Origin of the sequence: Acinetobacter lanii, assembly GCF_011578285.1 — a bacterium.
GTDB classification, from domain to species: domain Bacteria; phylum Pseudomonadota; class Gammaproteobacteria; order Pseudomonadales; family Moraxellaceae; genus Acinetobacter; species Acinetobacter lanii.
In genome coordinates this window covers 3,218,742-3,239,498 of the sequence record NZ_CP049916.1, presented here as the reverse complement: position 1 = coordinate 3,239,498, position 20,757 = coordinate 3,218,742, and the positions used below count along the sequence as shown (strand labels likewise).

25 protein-coding genes are annotated in these 20,757 nt (G+C 40.3%); 16 read left to right on the top strand and 9 right to left on the bottom strand.

The features are described from left to right. Positions 1-5: 5 nt before the first annotated feature. Both G8D99_RS14810 and G8D99_RS14805 read left to right on the top strand, forming a co-directional pair. Positions 6-2,387: a hypothetical protein gene (locus G8D99_RS14810; RefSeq protein ID WP_166327195.1), complete on the top strand. Its 2,382-nt coding sequence runs from the start codon at positions 6-8 to the stop codon at positions 2,385-2,387. A 3-nt stretch (positions 2,388-2,390) separates the two neighbouring features. Then, entirely contained in the window at positions 2,391-2,888 is a 498-nt protein-coding gene (locus G8D99_RS14805; protein WP_166327194.1) for a hypothetical protein, read from the top strand. Positions 2,889-2,936: 48 nt separating this feature from the next. Here G8D99_RS14805 and G8D99_RS14800 read toward each other — a convergent pair whose 3' ends face one another. Further along, a complete protein-coding gene (locus tag G8D99_RS14800; protein ID WP_166327192.1) occupies positions 2,937-3,857 on the bottom strand; it encodes a Dyp-type peroxidase in 921 nt (306 codons plus the stop codon). A gap of 167 nt (positions 3,858-4,024) precedes the next feature. Here G8D99_RS14800 and G8D99_RS14795 point away from each other — a divergent pair, with 167 nt between their 5' ends. Beyond that, complete coding sequence (locus G8D99_RS14795) at positions 4,025-4,645, top strand: LysE family transporter (protein ID WP_166327190.1); 621 nt, start codon at positions 4,025-4,027, stop codon at positions 4,643-4,645. A 70-nt stretch (positions 4,646-4,715) separates the two neighbouring features. After that, positions 4,716-5,333 carry a LysE family translocator gene (locus G8D99_RS14790; protein ID WP_166327188.1) on the top strand — a complete coding sequence of 206 codons (618 nt, stop codon included), beginning with the start codon at positions 4,716-4,718 and terminating at the stop codon, positions 5,331-5,333. Between the two features lie 45 nt (positions 5,334-5,378). Here the strand turns inward: G8D99_RS14790 and znuB are convergent, their stop codons facing one another. Genes znuB through G8D99_RS14775 form a run of 3 tightly spaced genes read right to left on the bottom strand, consistent with a single transcriptional unit; the run spans position 5,379 to position 7,441 of the window. Then, on the bottom strand, positions 5,379-6,179 hold the full coding sequence (znuB, locus tag G8D99_RS14785; protein WP_166327186.1) for a zinc ABC transporter permease subunit ZnuB: 801 nt from the start codon (positions 6,177-6,179) through the stop codon (positions 5,379-5,381). 3 nt (positions 6,180-6,182) lie between these two features. After that, positions 6,183-6,962 (bottom strand): zinc ABC transporter ATP-binding protein ZnuC, encoded by a 780-nt coding sequence (gene znuC, locus G8D99_RS14780; protein ID WP_406741499.1) that lies wholly within the window; start codon positions 6,960-6,962, stop codon positions 6,183-6,185. Continuing rightward, complete coding sequence (locus G8D99_RS14775; RefSeq protein WP_166327184.1) at positions 6,950-7,441, bottom strand: transcriptional repressor; 492 nt, start codon at positions 7,439-7,441, stop codon at positions 6,950-6,952. The genes znuC and G8D99_RS14775 overlap by 13 nt, the downstream gene beginning before the upstream one ends. 137 nt (positions 7,442-7,578) lie before the next feature. On the opposite strand from G8D99_RS14775, the gene G8D99_RS14770 reads away from it, so the two are divergent. From G8D99_RS14770 to G8D99_RS14720, 11 genes are all read left to right on the top strand, one after another. Next, on the top strand, positions 7,579-8,421 hold the full coding sequence (locus G8D99_RS14770; protein WP_166327182.1) for a metal ABC transporter solute-binding protein, Zn/Mn family: 843 nt from the start codon (positions 7,579-7,581) through the stop codon (positions 8,419-8,421). 168 nt (positions 8,422-8,589) lie between these two features. Continuing rightward, entirely contained in the window at positions 8,590-8,982 is a 393-nt protein-coding gene (locus tag G8D99_RS14765) for an ATP synthase subunit I (protein WP_166327180.1), read from the top strand. A gap of 110 nt (positions 8,983-9,092) precedes the next feature. Further along, positions 9,093-9,968: a F0F1 ATP synthase subunit A gene (gene atpB / locus G8D99_RS14760; protein WP_166327178.1), complete on the top strand. Its 876-nt coding sequence runs from the start codon at positions 9,093-9,095 to the stop codon at positions 9,966-9,968. Between the two features lie 79 nt (positions 9,969-10,047). Continuing rightward, positions 10,048-10,302, top strand: coding sequence for a F0F1 ATP synthase subunit C (atpE, locus tag G8D99_RS14755; protein ID WP_166327176.1), 255 nt, complete (start codon positions 10,048-10,050; stop codon positions 10,300-10,302). A gap of 39 nt (positions 10,303-10,341) precedes the next feature. Beyond that, positions 10,342-10,812, top strand: a complete 471-nt coding sequence (locus tag G8D99_RS14750; protein ID WP_166327174.1) for a F0F1 ATP synthase subunit B — start codon at positions 10,342-10,344, stop codon at positions 10,810-10,812. An 11-nt stretch (positions 10,813-10,823) separates the two neighbouring features. Beyond that, positions 10,824-11,360, top strand: coding sequence for a F0F1 ATP synthase subunit delta (locus tag G8D99_RS14745; RefSeq protein ID WP_166327172.1), 537 nt, complete (start codon positions 10,824-10,826; stop codon positions 11,358-11,360). A gap of 49 nt (positions 11,361-11,409) precedes the next feature. Then, entirely contained in the window at positions 11,410-12,954 is a 1,545-nt protein-coding gene (atpA, locus tag G8D99_RS14740) for a F0F1 ATP synthase subunit alpha (RefSeq protein ID WP_166327170.1), read from the top strand. An 89-nt stretch (positions 12,955-13,043) separates the two neighbouring features. After that, on the top strand, positions 13,044-13,913 hold the full coding sequence (gene atpG / locus G8D99_RS14735) for a F0F1 ATP synthase subunit gamma (protein WP_166327168.1): 870 nt from the start codon (positions 13,044-13,046) through the stop codon (positions 13,911-13,913). Positions 13,914-13,939: 26 nt separating this feature from the next. Continuing rightward, positions 13,940-15,334, top strand: a complete 1,395-nt coding sequence (gene atpD / locus G8D99_RS14730; protein WP_166327166.1) for a F0F1 ATP synthase subunit beta — start codon at positions 13,940-13,942, stop codon at positions 15,332-15,334. Positions 15,335-15,360: 26 nt separating this feature from the next. Beyond that, positions 15,361-15,780, top strand: coding sequence for a F0F1 ATP synthase subunit epsilon (locus G8D99_RS14725; protein WP_166327164.1), 420 nt, complete (start codon positions 15,361-15,363; stop codon positions 15,778-15,780). 254 nt (positions 15,781-16,034) lie between these two features. Next, the gene (locus tag G8D99_RS14720; protein ID WP_166327162.1) at positions 16,035-16,346 is read left to right on the top strand and encodes a hypothetical protein; all 312 of its coding nucleotides are present in this window, start codon (positions 16,035-16,037) and stop codon (positions 16,344-16,346) included. 28 nt (positions 16,347-16,374) lie between these two features. Here G8D99_RS14720 and G8D99_RS14715 read toward each other — a convergent pair whose 3' ends face one another. Continuing rightward, positions 16,375-16,821 carry an AAA family ATPase gene (locus G8D99_RS14715; protein WP_166327160.1) on the bottom strand — a complete coding sequence of 149 codons (447 nt, stop codon included), beginning with the start codon at positions 16,819-16,821 and terminating at the stop codon, positions 16,375-16,377. Between the two features lie 131 nt (positions 16,822-16,952). Here G8D99_RS14715 and G8D99_RS14710 point away from each other — a divergent pair, with 131 nt between their 5' ends. Beyond that, positions 16,953-17,408 (top strand): hypothetical protein, encoded by a 456-nt coding sequence (locus G8D99_RS14710; RefSeq protein ID WP_227554335.1) that lies wholly within the window; start codon positions 16,953-16,955, stop codon positions 17,406-17,408. Positions 17,409-17,470: 62 nt separating this feature from the next. Here the strand turns inward: G8D99_RS14710 and G8D99_RS14705 are convergent, their stop codons facing one another. The 4 genes from G8D99_RS14705 to G8D99_RS14690 form a co-directional block, all read right to left on the bottom strand. After that, complete coding sequence (locus G8D99_RS14705; RefSeq protein WP_166327158.1) at positions 17,471-18,151, bottom strand: hypothetical protein; 681 nt, start codon at positions 18,149-18,151, stop codon at positions 17,471-17,473. 168 nt (positions 18,152-18,319) lie between these two features. Continuing rightward, positions 18,320-18,712, bottom strand: a complete 393-nt coding sequence (locus G8D99_RS14700; RefSeq protein ID WP_166327156.1) for an RcnB family protein — start codon at positions 18,710-18,712, stop codon at positions 18,320-18,322. Positions 18,713-19,150: 438 nt separating this feature from the next. After that, the gene (locus G8D99_RS14695; protein WP_166327154.1) at positions 19,151-19,693 is read right to left on the bottom strand and encodes a glutathione peroxidase; all 543 of its coding nucleotides are present in this window, start codon (positions 19,691-19,693) and stop codon (positions 19,151-19,153) included. Positions 19,694-19,910: 217 nt separating this feature from the next. After that, positions 19,911-20,471 (bottom strand): hypothetical protein, encoded by a 561-nt coding sequence (locus G8D99_RS14690; protein WP_166327152.1) that lies wholly within the window; start codon positions 20,469-20,471, stop codon positions 19,911-19,913. Positions 20,472-20,757: the final 286 nt, after the last annotated feature.

Sequence of the window (20,757 nt, the reverse complement as noted above, 5' to 3'; positions counted from 1 at the left end):
TAACAATGAAAAAAATAATAACATTTAAAGATAGTACTACAAGATCTTTTGAAACCAATTTGGAAGGTTTTATTCAGGCAGTGAGCTTTAAAGAATCCTCCTCCGACTTGTCTTTATCACTCAGTCATCCATTAAATGCTAGAAGTGCAAAGACAGTTAATGGACCTGGATATTTGGGTTTATTCCAATGGGGAGAGGCAGCGCTTTATGAATTAGGATATTATTTAGGAGATAAAGGAATTTCTTATAATGATATTAAAAGTGCAAAGAGAGGGTCTGCTCTGCATAATAGTTGGAAGAGTCAATTTGACTCGAATAATTGGTCAGGTAAGTGGTCAGGTAAAAGAAATATAAATTCTAAGTCTGATTTTTTGAATAATCCTCACAGCCAGTATGAAATTATTAAAGAATGGATCAATTATTTATGTAAGCAAATAAGAAATAATAATTTAAATGAGCATTTTGGTAGGACGATTCAAGGCGTTGAGATCAATGAGTCAGGAGCAATTGCTGGAATGCATTTGGTAGGCATTGGAGGTTTAGGAGCATTTTTAGGCGTTTCAAATTTTTCTGGTCAAAAACAAACAGATGGTAATGGAACACATATAAAAAAATATATCCAAGACTTTGGTGGTTTCGATTTAGAACAATGTTGTGATCGAAAAATATATATAAACTTGAAAGGAAAAAATGAAGAAGCCTTAGTAAACAAGGAAGTTATAATTGTTTCAAAATACTCAGGAAAAACTTTTTCTGGGGAGACGAAAGTTAAAATAAAAAGCGATGAAAATGGATATCTTCCTGTCATTGTTAGACATCCATCAACTGAAATTAAAATTGTGGCTGATGGCAAAGAGTCAAATCCTATTATTCAGAGAGCTGACCAAAAACAACGTGCAATTTTAAAGGATTTTGAAGTTTCAAAATTTCCAGCAACCTTAGAGCAAAATAGTACTCCTCAGCCTAAACCTCAACCAGATAAAACTCCTCAAGAAAGAAGAAATGAGCAGAATCAACCTCAGGCTAAACAAGATGGAGCTGCTGAGAATACAAAAGATATTAGTTTCAATATCCAAATTGTAGAGGGTGATACAGGGAAACCAATCTCCAATATGAATTTCTTTCTTACCTATAAAGGAAATATCAAAAAACATACAGCAAATGGTCAAGGTATCAAGGTAGGAATTAATGCTGAAGTTGGACAAGACATAGAAGTTTCAGTCTCAGGTGAAGTTGGAAATCAAAGAATACATAATTTTAAAGTCGAAAAAGCTTTATCTAATCAGACAGTTAAAATTAAATTACCAGTTCAAAGTTTCAAGATAATTGTGAAAAAAGATAATAAATTGGTACCAAATTTACCAATAACATTATTTTATAGAGCACGGGAGATTCCTAAAAAAACTAATGCATTAGGTGAAATAAATTTAAAAATGTTAGTTGGGTTTGTATACGGTGTTGGTATAGGATCAAAATCTCTGACTAAGGCGAGAGTAATAAATAATAGTCCATATAGAATTTTTAGAGTTAATGAGGGATTTGTTAAACAATCGAAAGCTTTGGAAAATAAACAACAAGCTGTTTCACCAACATCTAGTACTAATTCAGGGTCTTCAACTCCTGCTAAAGCTTCAGAAGTTAAGCAAGAACCTCCAAAAGCAATACAACAAGATACACATACAGAAAACGGTGGTAAGCCTTTAACTACAATTAGTAATCAGTCTCCAGCTACAAGTGATACAACGCGCTATCATATTTATCATGATGGCAAGATTAAGAGAGAGAACAAAACAGCTACAGGCTTTGCTGAGTTTATATATTATGAAGCTAATGGGACAGCACATAATTTAGGGAAATCGAAATTTATAAAAGCCCCATTACGTAAATCCGGTAATGAAATTATTTCTGGAAATTGTTATTTAATTGATTTTACCAAACATGGTTTATATAAAAAAGGAAACTTAGGGTATAAGTGGATTATAACTGGTGGAAATATAAGATTTTATCTAAATGGAATATCAATAGCTGCGATCTTGGGTACTTTTATGAATTTAGGTTATGAAGAATATCCTAGTTCAGGTGCTAGTTTAAAAGATGGAAGTTCTCAACGGCCAAGTAAGACACATAGAAATGGTGAAGCTTGTGATTTTAGGTATTTAGGTAAAGACAATGCTCATAGAACGAATGCAATTTGGACACAAAATGACAATTATGACATTCAAAGAAATATAAAATTAGTACAAGAGTTAAAAAAATTTGGTTTTACAGCATTTTATACACAAGATGGATACACCAAAAAGCCGAAAATATCTGGAACAAGCTATGCTCCCAATCATTATCATCATCTCCATATAGGGAATTGTGTGCCCAACATACAGGATATTTAATATATGTATAAGTTATTTTTTTTGCCATTTTTTTTAATTTTAACCGCTTGTAATGCAAATGAATTAGTTGAATCGAGGAGTGATGATAATAATGAGGAAAATAAAATAATATTATCTGAATTTTCTAAAATGAATATTGATAGTAATTTTGATCAATTTTCCAAAAAAGGTGAAATTAAGCAAGTAGATAACACAGAAATTATTGATAATTGTATGTATGCTGAAAATATTTCGGGAAATATTGATTATCTTGTCTTTGATAAGAGAATTTCTACAGCAACATATTTGAAATCATCATTTTTGGGGATGAGTTCGTCGGATCTAAAATTAAAGATAAAGCACTTAAAAATGATCAATAGTGAATATGATGAAGATACTTATTATTTACAACATAATATTGATGAAAGTTATGGTGTTAAATTTTATTTGGTCAATGAAAAAGTAATTGAAGTTACTTATGGTGTACTTGATAAATTACAACACCAAGAAGGTTGTTCATAATTCTTCATAGTATTCTTAATAAAGCCGACTCTCGTCGGCTTTCTCCACTCATGCCTCCAAAACTTCTTCCAACAACTCTTCACTCGGTGCAAAGTAATACGCACCATCAAGCGCTGTTACAAAGTGCAGTAAACGGTCATGAATGCCATCACCACTTGTACCAAACATACGCACTAACATCTGATCTATACGTGTTAAATCTTTGGTGTAGGCAATAAAGAATAAACCTTGATCACCGCGACCATCACCGTAAGGCAGTGAATGACGTAAGATTTCAAGCTCTTCACCTTCATCATCTTCAACGACAGTACGTGCAATATGTGCATTGTTAGGTTTGACATCATCATCAAGTTCAATACTTTCTAATTTGGTGCGACCCATGACATGCTCTTGCGCATCGACTTTCAGTTTTTTCCATTTGTCCAAGTCATGTGCATAACGCTGTGCAAATACAAAAGAACCATCGGCAAAAATACCCGTTTCCTCAGGTAACAATGCAGTTTCGCCACGGTCATCTGGAAATTGTGGGTTTTCTGTCCCATCAATAAAACCTGTCAAATCACGTCCATCAAAGTTGCGGAAACAGACACGCTCATCCAAAACCTCAACTTGATCTTGAATACCTTCAAAGAAAGATTGGCTTAAGGCAAAGCAAATATCTGTACGTGCAGAGGCAATATGAATGAGCACATCTGCAGAAACCACAGGCATCTCAAACGAACCATGAATCGGCTCTAACTGTTTAAAGCCTTCAGGACTTTGATCATAAAGTTTTGCCCAAAGTTCAGGGCCAAATGCGACGGCTGTTTTAATTTCAGACTGAGGATGCTGGGTAATCAAACGATCACGGGTGGTAAACATCGCAGCTAATTGTTCTTTTAAGCCATCAATCGAAAGATCTTTTAAACGAAGCACAATGAAACGGGCATGATTAGACGGTAACGGTAAAATTACGGATTGGGCTGTCATGTGAAAGATGGCTCCTCAATTTATTATCTTCGTTTCGAATGTATATCGGATTAAGCTAAATCACATCTAGGGTAATCTAGATCTTAGCTCAGCGCAAAATTGTTTAAATCACAATCTTTATAACATTTATAATGCGATACGTTTTCCAAAATTGCTTTTAAATCGTTATGTCGTACCAAATGTGGTTTGCCTATATGTTGGCATGTTGGGTCATTAGTATTTCACCGGGTGCGGGTGCGATTTCTTCCATGTCGAGTGGACTCAACTATGGTTTTAAACGTGGCTATTGGAATGCGCTCGGTTTGCAACTGGCGTTATTGGTGCAAATTGCGATTGTTGCCGCAGGGGTCGGGGTTTTATTTGCGACATCACCTTGGGCTTTTCTGGCTGTGAAATGGTTTGGGGTACTTTACCTTTTGTATTTAGCTTATTTACAGTGGACTGCACCAAGCCAGTCGATTGACATTCAAGTAGAACAGAAACAGAAATCGATTGGCAAATTGGTCTTTCATGGCTTTTTGGTCAATATGAGCAATCCTAAAGCGATTGTATTTTTGTTGGCGGTTTTACCGCAGTTCTTAGATTTATCTAAACCGCAACCGATTCAATACATCATTATGGCATTGACGATGATGACCATTGATCTGATTGTGATGGCAGGTTATACCGGACTTGCAGCAAAAGTTTTACGCTTGTTGAAATCACCGAAACAGCAAAAGTATATGAATCGAATGTTTGCGATTTTATTTGCTTGTGCCGCAAGTCTGCTGAGTTTGGTACACCAATAACTTTTAAATGTTCAAAATAAAAATACATACGAGGGAAGGGCGGTTTGAGTTTAAGAAATCGTGATAATACATGAACTATTTTGAATTTTATCTGTATGTGATCAGCGTGATGATTATGATCGCCACCCCCGGTCCTGTAATGATTTTGGTGGCGAGTGCGGGCTTAAAAGGCGGTTATCGAAAAGCGCTTGAAACGATTTTAGGCACCAATTTAGCCTCACTAGTTCTGATTGCAATCTCGATCTGTATTTTAAAGGGCATGCTGAATGTTAATGAAAGCTTACTCATTGGTATTAAAGTATTGGGATGTGTGTATATCGCCTATCTGGGCTATGACATTTTAAAAGAAGTTATTCAATCTCAAGATCAAGCCATTCAAACCCTAAAGCCAGTAGATGGTGGACTCAAGAAAGGCTTTTTGGTCGGTATATCGAATCCCAAAGATATTATTTTCTTCTCCTCTTTCTTCCCACAGTTTATTGGAATTCATCAAGATATTAATGTCAGCTTAACCATCTTAGTGGTGGCATGGATTATTCTCGATTTTATGACCTTGTCGGTGGTGTATCTGATGTTTAATCGACTCTCGCAAAGCCAGCATTATTCCAAAGTTTTGGGATTATGTGGTTTGATCCTGATGATCATTGCAATATATGGACTTTATAGCTCTTTATCTCAATGGTTATAGATGTAAAAAAAGCGACCCAATCGAGTCGCTCTTTTTTTATCAGCATCACGCTATTTTTTTGATTTTTTGCACAATAAAAATCAGTGCAAACAGTATCGACATGGTGAGCACGATACTTAAACCGGTTGCGATATTCAGTCCTGCACTCGACCATAAGCCTACTGTAACCCCCACTTGCGCCACGATGAACGCCCACATCACCATCTGTTTTGGAGAATGTGCCAGTAAGCGTGCAGTCAAGGCTGGAATGACTAATAAGGCACCCATCAATAATGAACCGACTGCTCTGAGTGCAAGTACGGTAAACAGTGCCAACAAAATCATAAAGATCAAACGTTGCCACTTGGCATTGATGCCCTCACTCACGGCAATATCAGGGTCAATCGCAATATGAATCTGTGCTTTCCAATTTTTCCATAGCACCGCCAATGCACCGATGATCACCAACACAAACATCGGCAAATCTGACCATGAAATCGTGAGTAGATCGCCAAATAAATAGCTAAGAAGTTCAGGACGGAGTGCAGGCAAATGCTGAATCAACAATAGACCTGAGCAAAGCAAGGTCGCAGAACAGAGTGCAAGGAGTGCATCATTGGGTAAGCGAGGATCATGCAAGACCCAAAGCACACCCACCAAGAGTAATGCTGTAAAGGTGACACCGACCCAGAGGGGGAGGGCAAGAACACCTGCAATCGCAACCCCAAGTAAGGTACCGTGTGCCATGGTATCAGCAAAAAATGACATTCTGCGCCATAACATCAAACAGCCGAGTGGAGCTGTTAGAAATACCAATAGCGTTCCCATGGTCCATGCAGGCAATAGAATTTGTAACCATTCCATCATGGCTTAAGCTTCCGGTTCAGGGTGAATGTGTGGGCGAGGATCATGCTGACAAGGCGTTGCGGTATCACCGTGACCACAATGATCATGATGATGATGGTAGAACACACGGTTGGTACCAAAGATGGCCTGATACTCAGGGTGCTGTTGAATCGAATCTGGCAGACCACTACAACAGATATGTTTGTTTAAACACACCACACGTTGTGTGCCTTGCATGACCCATTGCAAATCATGCGATACGATCAAAATGGAACAACCATAACGTTCAGGTAGGCTTCGCACATAGTCATACAGTTCAGCTTCAGACTGAATGTCCAACCCTTGCATCGGTTCATCAAGGACTAACAGATTTGGCTGACGTAATAAGGCACGAGCTAGAAGTACGCGTTGGCGCTCGCCACCTGACAACTGCTGTACTTTAGAATGTTGCAGTTTGGCAATGCCGGTATCACGAATAATTTCAGCACGTATTGCAGTAGGGCAGGGCTCTAGATCCAATAAATCTTTGACACGCAGCGGTAAGCTATGCGAAGGATTAAACTTCTGTGGCACGTAAGCCAGTTTTAATTGTTTTTGACTGTGAATTTTACCCGAATTGGGTTTGACAATGCCCAAAATAATCTTGATCAGGGTCGATTTACCTGCACCATTGGGGCCAATCAGCGTGACAATCTCTTTCTCGCCAATAGCGAAATCAATATTTTTCAGAATGTCTCGCTCATCGATGCGAACATTGATTTGCGCAAGTTCAATCAGCGCAGGTGCAGGGACTACTTCGAACACTGCTGACAGATTCCTGAAATTTCAATAATGCTGTGATGGGCTTTAAATTGGTCAGAATGCGCCAAAGCATCCAATTCATGGATCAAGCCTGACGCTGAAGCTTCTTTTACTGCATGACATTCAGAGCAAATCAAGAACGCCGCTTGGTGTCCGGCACGTGGATGACAGCAGGGGATATAGGCATTAATCGAGGTTAAACGATGAATAAAGCCTTTTTCTAATAAAAAATCCAGTGTGCGATACACGGTGGGTGGGGCAGCAGGGCGGTCAGCATTACCCTTGAGCTTGGCCAAAAGGTCATAGGCTCCGACAGGCCCTGAGGCATTTAAAATCAGTTCTAAAACTTCTTTACGCAGTGGGGTCAGACGTGCACCTGCGGCGGTACAAATCGATTCAGCTTCAGCCAAACGAATCTCTACATTTGGGTGATCATGTACGCCATGTAAGGTGTCATGATGTTCATGTGAACAGACGCTCATTGCTGACCTCAAGAGTTTTTATCGCAAAGAAAATAGCCGTAAATCATAGCATGAAGCCATAACAACTTACGAACGGCATAGGCATTTTTCAACTTTTGTTATATTATAACATGAAATTCACAGTGGTATTTTCTCCCATGTTGCGTCTGATCGCTTTCAGTCTATTGTCCCTATTTGCATTGAGTAGTTGGGCTCAAGCACCTATGGTCATTTCGACACATCCTATTTATTTGATTGCGAAAGAAATTACACGAGGGGTAGAGGAGCCAAAACTGCTTTTGGATCATCAAACTGGGCATGATGTCCAACTGACCCCAGCACACCGCAAAATGATTCAAGAGTCATCTCTTGTGATTTGGTTAGGGCAAGCACATGAAGCGCCACTGACCAATGTGTTAAAGCAAAATCCCTATGCTGTGCCTTTATTAAATGCAGGCGTGTTAAACACTTTGCCATTGCGTAATCCACGTGGCGTGGCGCTGAAAAATACCATCGACACCCATGTTTGGCTTGATCCGAACAATGCAGTACGCATTGGCTTTTTTATTGCAGCGCTTCGTTCACAACAACATCCTGAACATAAAGCCGCGTATTTTAAAAATGCCCAACATTTTGCCCAACAGATGTTAAGCACTTCAAATCAATTTCGCCGTCATGCGGTCGCACAACCGTACTGGTCTTTCCATGATGCCTATCAGTATTTGGAAGGCGCATTGCATTTGAAATTTGCCGGTGCATTGACTGATGACCCACATATGGCACCGACCATTGCGCAGATCAAATATCTCAATGATCACCGTCCACAAGCCAAAATGTGCCTGCTTGCAGAGTCGAATGCCAGTGCAAATCAGTATAAAAAGCTCGGAAATGTGAGCTTTGAGGCAGTGGATGAAAGTTTTGCACAACATACTGATTTCTTAACAGCATGGAGCAATTTGGCACAAAAGACCCAGAATTGTCTCAAAAATGACCGTAAATGATTTAAAAACAAGCGATAATTGTATATATGTACGGCATTATAAGTTTTAAAAATACCCGACTTAGGTCGGGAAATGATTGCATGTTCAGGGGTGTAACTCTATAATGCCTGCGATTAAAAATAATCATCAGCCAAACTTGTCAAGCATGAATGCTTTAAGTGAGTAAAAATGAGCCGAACTAGTCGCTTGATTGACCGACGATTAGCGAAAGCTTTAGTCATCTTGCAAGCATGTATGATACCTGTTTCAGCCTTGATAGCGTGGGTCTTGAAAGACTCGACTGCAGCTTTAAGCGCCGCACTTGGTGCGCTCGTTTCTTGGCTGGCCAGTTGTTATTTTTCATGGCAGTCGTTCCGAGCTGCAGGTGCAAGAGCATCGAAACAGGTTCTGTCGAACATGTATCGAGGTATGCTCGGTAAGTTTGCAATTGTGATTGTTGGATTCATTTTGATTTTAACCAATGTTAAACCGTTGTCAGCGGTCGCATTGTTTTGTGGTTTTATACTCGTTCAGACCATGTCGTGGGTCGCACCTTTTTGGTCGTCACGCCTATCAAAATGAGTTTAATCACAACAAAAATTGAAAAGTTTTTTGGAGTTGAGCGAGATATCAAGCAGCACGCGATGTTCGCTTTCTCTATATTTGTATTTGACATTGACCAGGTGTGATTTATGGCTGCTGAAGAACATGCCCTTACTTCGACCGAGTACATCAAGCATCACTTGACCAATATGACCTATGGCAAAATGCCGGACGGTACATGGAAGTTGGCTGAGAACGGTGCTGAAGCTCAACAGATGGGGTTCACTGCTATTCACTTGGATTCAATGGGTTGGTCAATTGGCCTTGGTATTCTTTTCTGTTTCTTGTTCTGGATGGTAGCGAAAGCGGCAAATGCTGGCGTTCCAACTAAATTCCAGTCAGTAATTGAAATGGTTATCGAGTTTGTTGACTCAAGTGTCCGTGACACCTTCCATGGCAAATCACGCTTAATTGCGCCACTTGCATTGACCATTTTCGTGTGGATTTTCCTCATGAACGCGATGGACTTAATCCCAGTTGACTTTATTCCATATACAGCTCAATTGATTGGTGCGAACGTATTTGGCATGGATCCTCACCACGTTTACTTTAAGGTTGTTCCATCTACTGATATCAACGTTACTTTAGGTATGTCGTTATCTGTATTTGCTTTGATCTTATTCTACGGCGTACGTGAAAAAGGTGTGGGCGGCTTTGTGAGTGAATTTGCACTCAACCCGTTCAATCCAAGTAATATGTTTCTTAAAGTTTTACTAATTCCAGTAAATTTAGTTTTAGAGCTGGCTACTTTCCTAGCACGTCCAGTTTCATTGGCTCTACGACTGTTTGGTAACATGTATGCAGGTGAGTTAATCTTCATCTTAATCGCATTATTACCGTTCTGGATCCAATGGGCATTGTCTGTGCCTTGGGCAATTTTCCATATTCTTGTAATTACACTTCAAGCCTTCGTATTCATGATGTTGACCATCGTTTACTTAAGTATGGCAAGTGAAAAGCATTAATTGTATTTATTGTCTAATTATTACCTAATGGTTAGATGATTCTTAGTTTTGATTTAACCTAACATTTGAGGATTTTTTCATGGATTTAGTAGTTGGTTTATCTGCTATTGCAGTAGCTGTTTTAATTTCTTTTGCTGCATTAGGTACAGGCATCGGTTTCGCTCTACTAGGTGGCCGTTTCTTAGAAGCTGTTTCTCGTCAACCTGAACTTGCTCCACAACTTCAAACACGTATGTTCATCGTAGCGGGTCTTCTAGATGCGATCCCAATGATCAGCGTTGGTATTGGCTTATTCATTCTATTTGCTAATCCATTCGTTCAACTTGTAGGTTAATCAGCTTAATTCCGAAATTCACTATTTGAGGAATTTGCAATGAATATCAACCTCACATTGTTTGGCCAAGCGATTGCGTTTGCGATTTTTGTTGCATTCTGCATGAAGTTTGTTTGGCCACCACTAATCAATGCGATTAGTGAGCGTCAGCGTAAAATCGCTGATGGCTTAAATGCGGCTGAGAAGGCAAAAGCTGATCTTGCGGATGCGCAAGCTCAGGTGAAAGCTGAATTAGACGCAGCGAAAGCACAAGCGGCTCAATTGATTGAACAAGCGAACCGTCGTGCAGCACAATTGGTTGAAGACGCGCGTACTCAAGCATCTGCTGAAGGTGAACGTATTCGTCAACAAGCTAAAGACGCTGTTGATACTGAAATCAATGCTGCTCGCGAAGAATTACGTCAACAAGTGGCTGCTCTTGCAGTAACTGGTGCAGAGAAAATTCTGAACCAACAAGTTGATGCAGAAGCTCACAATGCCATGCTGACTCAGCTGGCTGCTAAACTTTAAGCGAGGCGATTATGGCTGAACTCTTGACGTTAGCACGCCCGTATGCCAAAGCAGCATTTGCTTTCGCTTCTGAGCAAGGTGCGACTGACAATTGGTCTAATGTGTTACAAGTGCTTAGTGCTGCGGTGCAAGATGAAGCATTTTCCGCTTACTTGAGTCGCCCTGAGCTTACTCCTGTAGAGCAAGTGAATCTTTTTGCAAAAGTTTTAGGTGAAAGTCAAACTGCTGAAGTGTCTAACTTTTTGACACTTTTAGCTGAAAATGATCGTTTGTCACTTTTACCTGAGATTGAAGCTGAGTATGAACTGCTTAAATCACAGAATAACAACGTGGTTGATGTGGTAATTGAAACTGCGTTACCAATCACTTCAGTTCAAGAGCAATTGCTTGTTGACGCGTTAAAAAAACGTTTTAACGCAGAAGTGAAAGCAACTGTTGAAGTAAACCCTGCATTAATCGCAGGTGTTGTTATTCGGGCAGGTGACCAAGTGATAGATGATTCTGCGCTTAACAAGCTTGAAAAAATGCGGACTCGTCTTCTTGCATAATTTGCATAAGAAGAAGACTGAAACTTATTAAAGATTGAGGTATAGCGCAATGCAACAACTGAATCCATCCGAGATCAGTGCGCTCATTAAACAGCGTATCGGCGATCTGGACACCAGCGCAACCGCTAAGAACGAAGGGACCATTGTTATGGTTTCCGACGGTATTGTGCGTATTCACGGCCTTGCTGATGCAATGTACGGTGAAATGATCGAATTCGACGGCGGCCTTTATGGTATGGCACTGAACCTAGAACAGGATTCAGTGGGCGTCGTTGTTTTAGGTAACTACTTGAGCCTTCAAGAAGGTCAAAAAGCTCGTTGCACAGGTCGTGTATTAGAAGTTCCGGTTGGTCCAGAACTTTTAGGCCGTGTAGTCGATGCTTTGGGTAACCCAATTGATGGTAAAGGCCCGATCGATGCAAAATTAACTGATGCTGTTGAAAAAGTAGCACCAGGCGTAATTTGGCGTCAATCAGTGGATGAACCTGTACAAACTGGTTATAAATCAGTAGATACAATGATTCCAGTGGGTCGTGGTCAACGTGAGTTGATCATTGGTGACCGTCAAACTGGTAAAACAGCAATGGCGATCGATGCGATCATCGCTCAGAAAAACTCTGGCATTAAATGTGTATACGTAGCAATTGGTCAAAAACAATCGACTATCGCTAACGTTGTGCGCAAGCTAGAAGAAACTGGCGCTATGGCGTATACAACTGTTGTAGCAGCAGCTGCAGCCGATCCAGCAGCAATGTTGTATTTGGCTCCATACTCTGGCTGTACAATGGGTGAATACTTCCGTGACCGCGGTGAAGATGCTCTGATCATTTATGATGATTTGTCTAAGCAAGCAGTTGCTTACCGTCAAATTTCATTGCTTTTACGTCGTCCACCAGGTCGTGAAGCTTATCCAGGTGACGTATTCTATCTTCATAGTCGTCTACTTGAACGTGCTTCTCGTGTATCTGCTGACTACGTTGAGAAATTCACTAATGGTGAAGTTAAAGGCCAAACTGGTTCATTAACTGCATTGCCAATTATTGAAACTCAAGCAGGTGACGTATCTGCATTCGTACCAACGAACGTAATTTCAATTACTGATGGTCAGATCTTCCTAGAAACATCATTATTCAACGCAGGTATTCGTCCTGCTGTGAACGCGGGTATCTCTGTATCTCGTGTTGGTGGTTCTGCGCAAACCAAGATCATCAAAAAATTGTCTGGTGGTATCCGTACTGCTTTGGCGCAATACCGTGAATTGGCTGCGTTTGCTCAGTTCGCTTCTGACCTTGATGAAGCAACGCGTAAACAACTTGAGCATGGTCAACGTGTAACTGAGTTAATGAAGCAAAAACAATATGCTCCATACTCAATTGCTGACCAAGCTGTGTCAATCTATGCATCTAACGAAGGTTACATGGCTGACGTAGACGTTAAGAAAATCGTAGACTTTGATACTGCGTTAATTTCTTACTTCCGTTCAGAACATGCTGCGTTAATGCAAGACATCGATAACACTGGCAACTACAGCAAAGAAATCGAAGCAGCAATCAAAGCAGGTGTTGAAAGCTTTAAAGCGACTCAAACTTACTAATTTTCAACCTGTTGAAATTTAGTGTTGGTTTGGTTCACGGAATCAACCTTCGGAAGCTCGAAAGAGCTTTCGAATACTAGGTTAAGCGTATGGCAAATTTAAAAGAAATTCGCGCCAAAGTAGCTAGTATCAAAAGCACGCAGAAAATTACTCGCGCGATGCAGATGGTAGCAGCTTCTAAGATGCGTCGTGCGCAAGAGCGCATGGCTCAAGGCCGTCCGTATGCCGAAAATATGCACCGTGTAATTGCTCACTTGGTTCAAGCGAACCCTGAATACAAACACCGTTATATGGTTGAACGCCCTGTAAAACGCGTTGGCTATATCATTGTGTCATCAGATCGCGGCCTTGCTGGTGGTTTGAACATTAACTTGTTCAAGAAAGTGGTTAAACACATTCAACAGCAACAAGAGCAGTCAATTGAAGTTCAATTTGCTTTGATTGGTCAAAAAGCGGTTTCGTTTTTTAAAAACTACGGCGGTAAAGTGCTGGGTGCGACTACAAACGTAGGTGATGCGCCGAGTCTTGAACAGTTGTCTGGTTCTGTACAGGTGATGTTGGACGCTTTCGATAAAGGCGAGTTAGATCGTATTTATCTTGTGTCTAACGGCTTTGTCAACGCCATGACTCAAAACCAAAAAATCGAACAACTTGTTCCTTTAGCACCAGCTGAAGAGAGCGAGGATCTAAACCGTCAATACGGTTGGGATTATATCTACGAACCAGGAGCTGAAGAGCTCTTAAATGGTTTGTTGGTTCGTTACATCGAGTCTGTGGTGTATCAAGGTGTTATTGAAAACATCGCTTGTGAACAATCTGCACGTATGGTGGCAATGAAAGCTGCAACCGACAACGCAGGTGAAATCATCAAGAGCCTACAACTTATTTATAACAAGCTGCGTCAAGCCGCGATTACTCAGGAAATTTCTGAGATCGTTGGTGGTGCCGCTGCCGTTTAACATTATTTTGAATTGAGGAGACAGCAATGAGTAGCGGTCGTATCATTCAGATCATCGGCGCGGTAATCGACGTCGAGTTTGAACGCAACAGCGTTCCTAAGATCTATGACGCTCTCCAAGTTGACGGTACTGAAACTACTTTAGAAGTTCAGCAACAACTTGGTGATGGCGTAGTTCGTACTATTGCAATGGGTTCTACTGAAGGCCTTAAGCGTGGTTTGAACGTAACTAACACTAACGCGCCGATTTCTGTACCAGTAGGTACAGCGACTCTTGGTCGTATCATGGACGTTCTTGGTCGCCCAATCGACGAAGCTGGTCCAGTTGCAACTGAAGCGCGTTTACCAATTCACCGTGCAGCACCTTCTTATGCTGAACAAGCAGCGTCTACTGACCTTTTAGAAACTGGTATTAAAGTCATCGACTTACTATGCCCATTCGCTAAAGGTGGTAAAGTTGGTCTGTTCGGTGGTGCCGGTGTTGGTAAAACTGTAAACATGATGGAGTTGATCAACAACATCGCGAAAGCACACTCAGGTTTATCTGTGTTTGCTGGTGTTGGTGAGCGTACTCGTGAAGGTAATGACTTCTATCACGAGATGAAAGACTCTAACGTTCTTGACAAAGTAGCGATGGTCTACGGTCAGATGAATGAGCCACCAGGTAACCGTTTACGCGTAGCGTTGACTGGTTTGACGATGGCTGAGTATTTCCGTGACGAGAAAGACGAAAACGGTAAAGGCCGTGACGTATTATTGTTCGTAGATAACATCTACCGTTATACACTTGCAGGTACTGAAGTATCAGCATTGTTAGGTCGTATGCCGTCTGCTGTAGGTTACCAGCCAACTCTTGCAGAAGAGATGGGTGTTCTACAAGAACGTATTACTTCAACTAAGTCTGGTTCTATTACGTCAATTCAAGCGGTATATGTACCTGCCGATGACTTAACAGATCCATCGCCTGCAACTACGTTCGCTCACTTGGACGCAACTGTTGTATTGAGCCGTGACATCGCATCTTCTGGTATTTACCCAGCGATCGATCCACTTGACTCTACTTCACGTCAGTTAGATCCACTTGTAGTCGGTGCTGAGCATTACGAAATTGCTCGTTCAGTTCAAAACGTTCTTCAACGTTATAAAGAATTGAAAGACATTATTGCAATTCTTGGTATGGACGAATTGGCAGAAGAAGACAAACTTACTGTATACCGTGCACGTAAGATCCAACGTTTCTTCTCTCAACCGTTCCACGTAGCTGAAGTATTTACTGGTGCTCCTGGTAAACTTGTACCACTTAAAGAAACGATTCGTGGCTTTAAAGGTCTTTTAGCTGGTGAATACGACCATATTCCAGAACAAGCGTTCTACATGGTTGGTGGCATTGACGAAGTACTTGCTAAAGCTGAGAAACTTTAATTAGTTCCCTAATTTAGGAGATTCTCATGGCGACTATGCAATGTGACGTTGTAAGTGTTAAAGAGTCTTTGTACTCAGGCACTGTAACTATGCTAATTGCTAAAGGTGCAAGTGGTGAACTTGGTATTATGCCGGGTCATACACCATTGGTAACTTTGCTTAAGCCAGGCGCGATTCGCGTTATGCTTGAAAATGGTACAGAAGAGTTAATCTATGTATCAGGTGGTGTTTTAGAAGTTCAACCGCATGTGGTTACGGTTCTTGCAGATACTGCAGTCCGTGCTGAAAACTTAGATGAAGCCGCAATTATTGAAGCACGTAAAAATGCTGAAACATTGCTTGCAAATCAAAAGAGCGAGTTGGACACAGCTGCTGCATTGGCTGCACTTGCAGAAACTGCTGCACAGTTGGATACCATCCGCAAAATCAAAAACCGCGCTCAATAAGAGACGGTTTGAGATTGAAAAAACCACCCGAAAGGGTGGTTTTTTTATAGATCAGTGTTTTGATCAAGTGGTCAATGGCAATACTTTATGGTGTACAAGTCACAAGCGACGTATTCGACAAAGAGAGCTAGACCTTTTAAAACTAAAACAATATTTTTCACGTATATAAGCCAAAATGATTATCTAAAGTAGAATATATTCTTAAAATAAAGAGGTGTATGTTAGCCAAACTGAAATATGTTTTAAGATTTGAAATGAACCTCATCGATCAAGAAGCCCATGTCTGGGAACTTTATCAAGATTGTGACCACTACTATTTAAGCCTTGAAGTTAAATTTAGCGCAGGAACATCGTGCTGGGACTTGGTCTTGAATCAAGAAGAAGTGCAAAGCTATGAACATCGTGGCAGAGCAAGTATTCGTTCATTGGCCAATGAATTACTTGATACCGCACATCGTGGTGACTTTTCAGCGATAGAAAGTCGCTTGGCTAAACCCTATGAGCGTTATGCCATGCAACGTGCTTTGAAAAAAGCCAAAGAAGTACAAGCACAAACCATGAGTTAAAGCTTGTATTGGCTAAATCTAGTCTGGGTTAATTCCGTAAGACGGGGAGCACTGAAAACTCCCCATTTCCAATGATACGAATCCGAAATATTTGACTAAGCCCTTCATCGAAACTGGGGACTTGTAATTTTTTAAAAGTCGCTCGAACACCCACCTCTGGAATATTGGCTTTACCCGCTCGCTGAGCATTGCGGCTTAAAGTACTATTCAATTCAGTCTCAAAATAATAAGAAATCACTTCAAATCCCGCGTCGATGGCACGCTGTATATAACGCTCACGATCTGCACGTGTCGGGTTGGTATTATCAATTACCATTTTAGTTTTAGAGCTAAGCCCTGCCTCAAAAATCATATTTTCTCGATGACGCGTTTTCAACATATCTAAATTAATGCGCAAATGACTGTGGTACAGATTCAGCAAATAAAAGCTCGATTTACCTGAGGCTTGAACACCTGTAAAAATAATCAGTTGCATGCTTTTTTACTCATTCACCAATTGAAATATAAGCCCATTAAAACATGCGCTATACTGCCTCACAATGGATGCAGCGCAATACAGAATAAGCATTCTAATATCATCAATTGAACAACAATAAAGGTTTGCATGTGTCGAATTTAAAAGGCTATTTTTCATTTTTACTGGTTTTTGTTATATCAATTTTTACATCAGCCTGTCAGCAACAGTATGTGGTAGGTCCAACGCAGCCGACAGAAGCGGCTTTGGTCGCCAATGCCATTGGTAATGGACTCTCAACTGAACTCGACATTCCTTATGAAACGGCATTTGAAAATTTAAAAACGGCGTATCGCATTTGTGTTGCATTTACTCGAGAAGATGAATTGGTATTTACCGACAATGAGCTGAATACCCAACTCAAAATGGGTACCTTGTTTGGGCGTTCAGAAGGGAAGGTGTATGTTTATAAGACTACGCTTGAAAAACTAAGAAATAACAAAACCAGAATGACGCTGTATTTGCCAGAGGGTTATCCATTTGCCAAAACTCGCTTTAAGCAAGACGTTAAAAGGGCATTGGGACAGGACAAATACTGTAAGGCTTAAAGCCTAGATAAAAACAGCGACTTGGAGTCGCTGTTTATTGGATTCGATGCAGGTGTGACGTGTTAGTTCGATTCATTCTCTTGAGAAGAATCAGAGTTGCTTTTCGGAATCACCATTGCTGCCAGTTTTAACATCTCATTTTGCACAGAGCTCATCTGCTGTTGTAACTTGTTAAAATCCACTTTAGAAAAATCTAGATCGCCATTCATCAGTGGAGATTTCAACACTTGCGTATTGGCAGCCACTACATTTTCACGGATGTGATGTATTTCTTCACTTTTAAGGTCTAAATTGATCAAAGCTTGGTTAAACCCTTGAAGTTGTTTCTGCAAAGCGGTTGCTGTCGTTTGCAATTGCTGTTGATCCTTGCTATCAACGGCATGTTGCAGATTTTCTTGGGACTGTTGTATTTCAGAGACATAATCACCGGCATTCATCTGCATACTGGCTACATCACGCGCGATATAGAATACATTGCCACTTTTCAGCTCGGATGTATTGCGCTGTTGTGCTAAAGAAGAATCGTGCTTCGCATCAGTGTCATCAACTTGGCTCTCTTGATCAACTTGAAACTCAGAATCTAAACCATCCGCATCTTGAGCATCACGCTCTGTTTGAGTACGGTCTTGCTGACTTGATTCATCTTCAACTTTATTGCTCAGACTCGGATCACAACCCATCACAACTATGATGAATGAAAACAGAGTGAAAGGAATCAACATCCCTTGTAGAAGTTTTTTCATCGCGTTCTAAATGCTTTATGACAACAATGCGTTCAATATAAAGAACAAATGTGGAGAAAATGTCGATTATTGCAAACGTATAACAATTTTTTGCCTGTTGTTCGCTTAAATCAGGCTTGAAACACAAAAAATGAGCAACATCGTGCTCATTTTTTGCAGTCAAGGGCATTAGCCACGAATCACTTTTAGGACCTTATGATTGTTGGTGTTCATCAGTACATAATCGCCATTCACTTTAATCCATTGCTGGTTACGACCTGCCTGACTTAATTTTTTATATTTAGACGAATCTACTTTATAGCTTGAACCGTGATATTGCTTGGGAATATTTTGGCCCACTTTCCAATGCTGTGTATTCACTTTAGCGTGAGTAGCTTGATGCGGATTCACATTTTTATGTGTTTGACGAGTTTGTTCATGCTGTTTTAGGTTATGTTGAGTATGTGCAGTTTTTTGATTGAAATGTGGTTGAGAACCGTGATCTTGTGGTGCAGCCATCACCGGTGCAGCCACGATAGCAGTCGAAATAGACAGTACCATTGCTTTTAAAAATGTGTTCATGACTTCACCTTATCTTCGATACCCTGTTTGGATAAAGTCAGAATAGTCCTAAGTCATTGAAAAAGAGTGGATGAAGTGTTGTAGAAATATAAAAATAATGTGTGAATTGTGGAGGAATATTAAATCGTCATTAAACTTCTTTCATAAATTCATTTTTATCCTATAAAAATTTAATAATGAATATTCCCTCTCCTTTTAGGAGAGGGCTAGGGAGAGGTTATTTTTAGTTTAAAGTACCCTCATCCTCTTGCGAAGCAGTGCTTCTCATCCCAGAGGGAGAAGGAAATTTAATTGATCATTTAGATTGTGGTTGTATTTCCATTTTTTGATTTTTGAAAGAACTTTAGTTTTCTGAAAATAATGATTTTTAATAAAATATAAGTATCTACTCTTTGAGCAGATACTTATGGAATGCAGATTTTAATTTGAATGTTAAATTTATTTGATCAATTCCGCTTCAATTGCGTCCAATAAGCGTGGATCATCTGCAGTGATATCTGGTGCAAAACGACCCACGACTTCACCTTGCTTGTTGATCAAGAATTTTTCAAAGTTCCATAACACCTCAGGTTTCGGATTTGGCGTCAAACCATAATCGACCAAGTCTTTCCACCAAGGGCCTTCACCGGTACGTTCTGGTATCGCTTGAATCAAGGTTTGATACAGTGGATGTTTGTCTTCGCCTGCCACTGAAATTTTAGAGAACAGCGGAAACTTAACGTCATAAGTCAAAGAGCAGAACTGTTGAATTTCATCATCTGAACCCGGTTCTTGCGCCAAAAAGTTGTTGGCAGGGAAGCCTAAAATTTCTAAACCTTGTGCTTTTTTGTCTTGATAGAGTTTTTCCAAACCTTCGTACTGCGGGGTAAGTCCACATTTGGATGCGACATTGACAATCAAAAGGACTTTACCCGCATACTGATTGAGATCAATTGATTCGCCTTGAATCGTCTTCACTGGAATATTAAATACAGAAGCCATTCCATTCCCTTATAAAAGTATTTGATGTGTGATTGTTTTATCGGGTATTGAACTGAACTACAAGTAAAGTTTTTTCATAAGGTTCGTCAGATAAACGATGAATTATTTTTTAAAGCTAATTTGCTATACATAAGTAGATTAAGCACATAAAAAAAACAGGCAATCTGCCTGTTTTTTTTTGAATCTAAATGTCGAGTACTCAACTCAATCGAATAGATTATTTACCGTTGACTTTGCTTTGAAGTGATTGCATGTCTTGTAACAAGGACTGTTGTAAATCAGTGGCTTTCTTTTGAAGCGCATTGATTTTATCGGTATTCGGCGGTGTTTTAACGCCTTCTTCAGCCAACTCTAAGCCCAATTCATTTGAATCTTTCATTTTGTCACGTAATGCGTCGCCTTCAGCACTTTTCAGATTCAGTGCTTCAAGCTCATCGTTAAACGCATCGACATATTTGTCCATTTGATCAACCACTTGATCTAAAGCCGCTTTATCGCCTTTTTGCGCAGCTTGGGTCACTTCATTCTGGAATTTTAATGCTTCTTGAGCTTTGGTATTCGACAAGGTTTGGAGTTGATCTAAGTCACTACGAATGTCGGCAACCACATTGTTGCTCAGCACACCCGCTGGCGCTGCGCTGGTTGCAGTCGTTGCAGGAGCATTGGTGGTTACAGTGGTATTTTCAGTGGTGGTTGGTGTTGCTTCATTCGGTTTTTTGTCACACGCCGTTAGTGTAAAAGCCGTCATACATAAAGATGCAAGTAATAATTTTTTCATGTGTTGTCCTTTTATTATGTCAGTTGAGTGTTGGGAAAACCAAAACTCAGAGGCTTAGAGCATCAACACTCTAAGGCTGGTGATAAGCCGCTTTATAAGCTCAAAAAATAACGCATAGTAAAATAGAGCGTTGCTATGTTCTCAAGACGCAATTTCACAGATACTTTTCAATAGTATAAACAGTACAGTCTAAAGAAACGAAAGTAAAAAGCGCGCTAAGTCACAAGGTTGGCATAGCCCCCATTTGACTTCTATTGTCATTTTGTAGATAAACTTAGGTGAATAT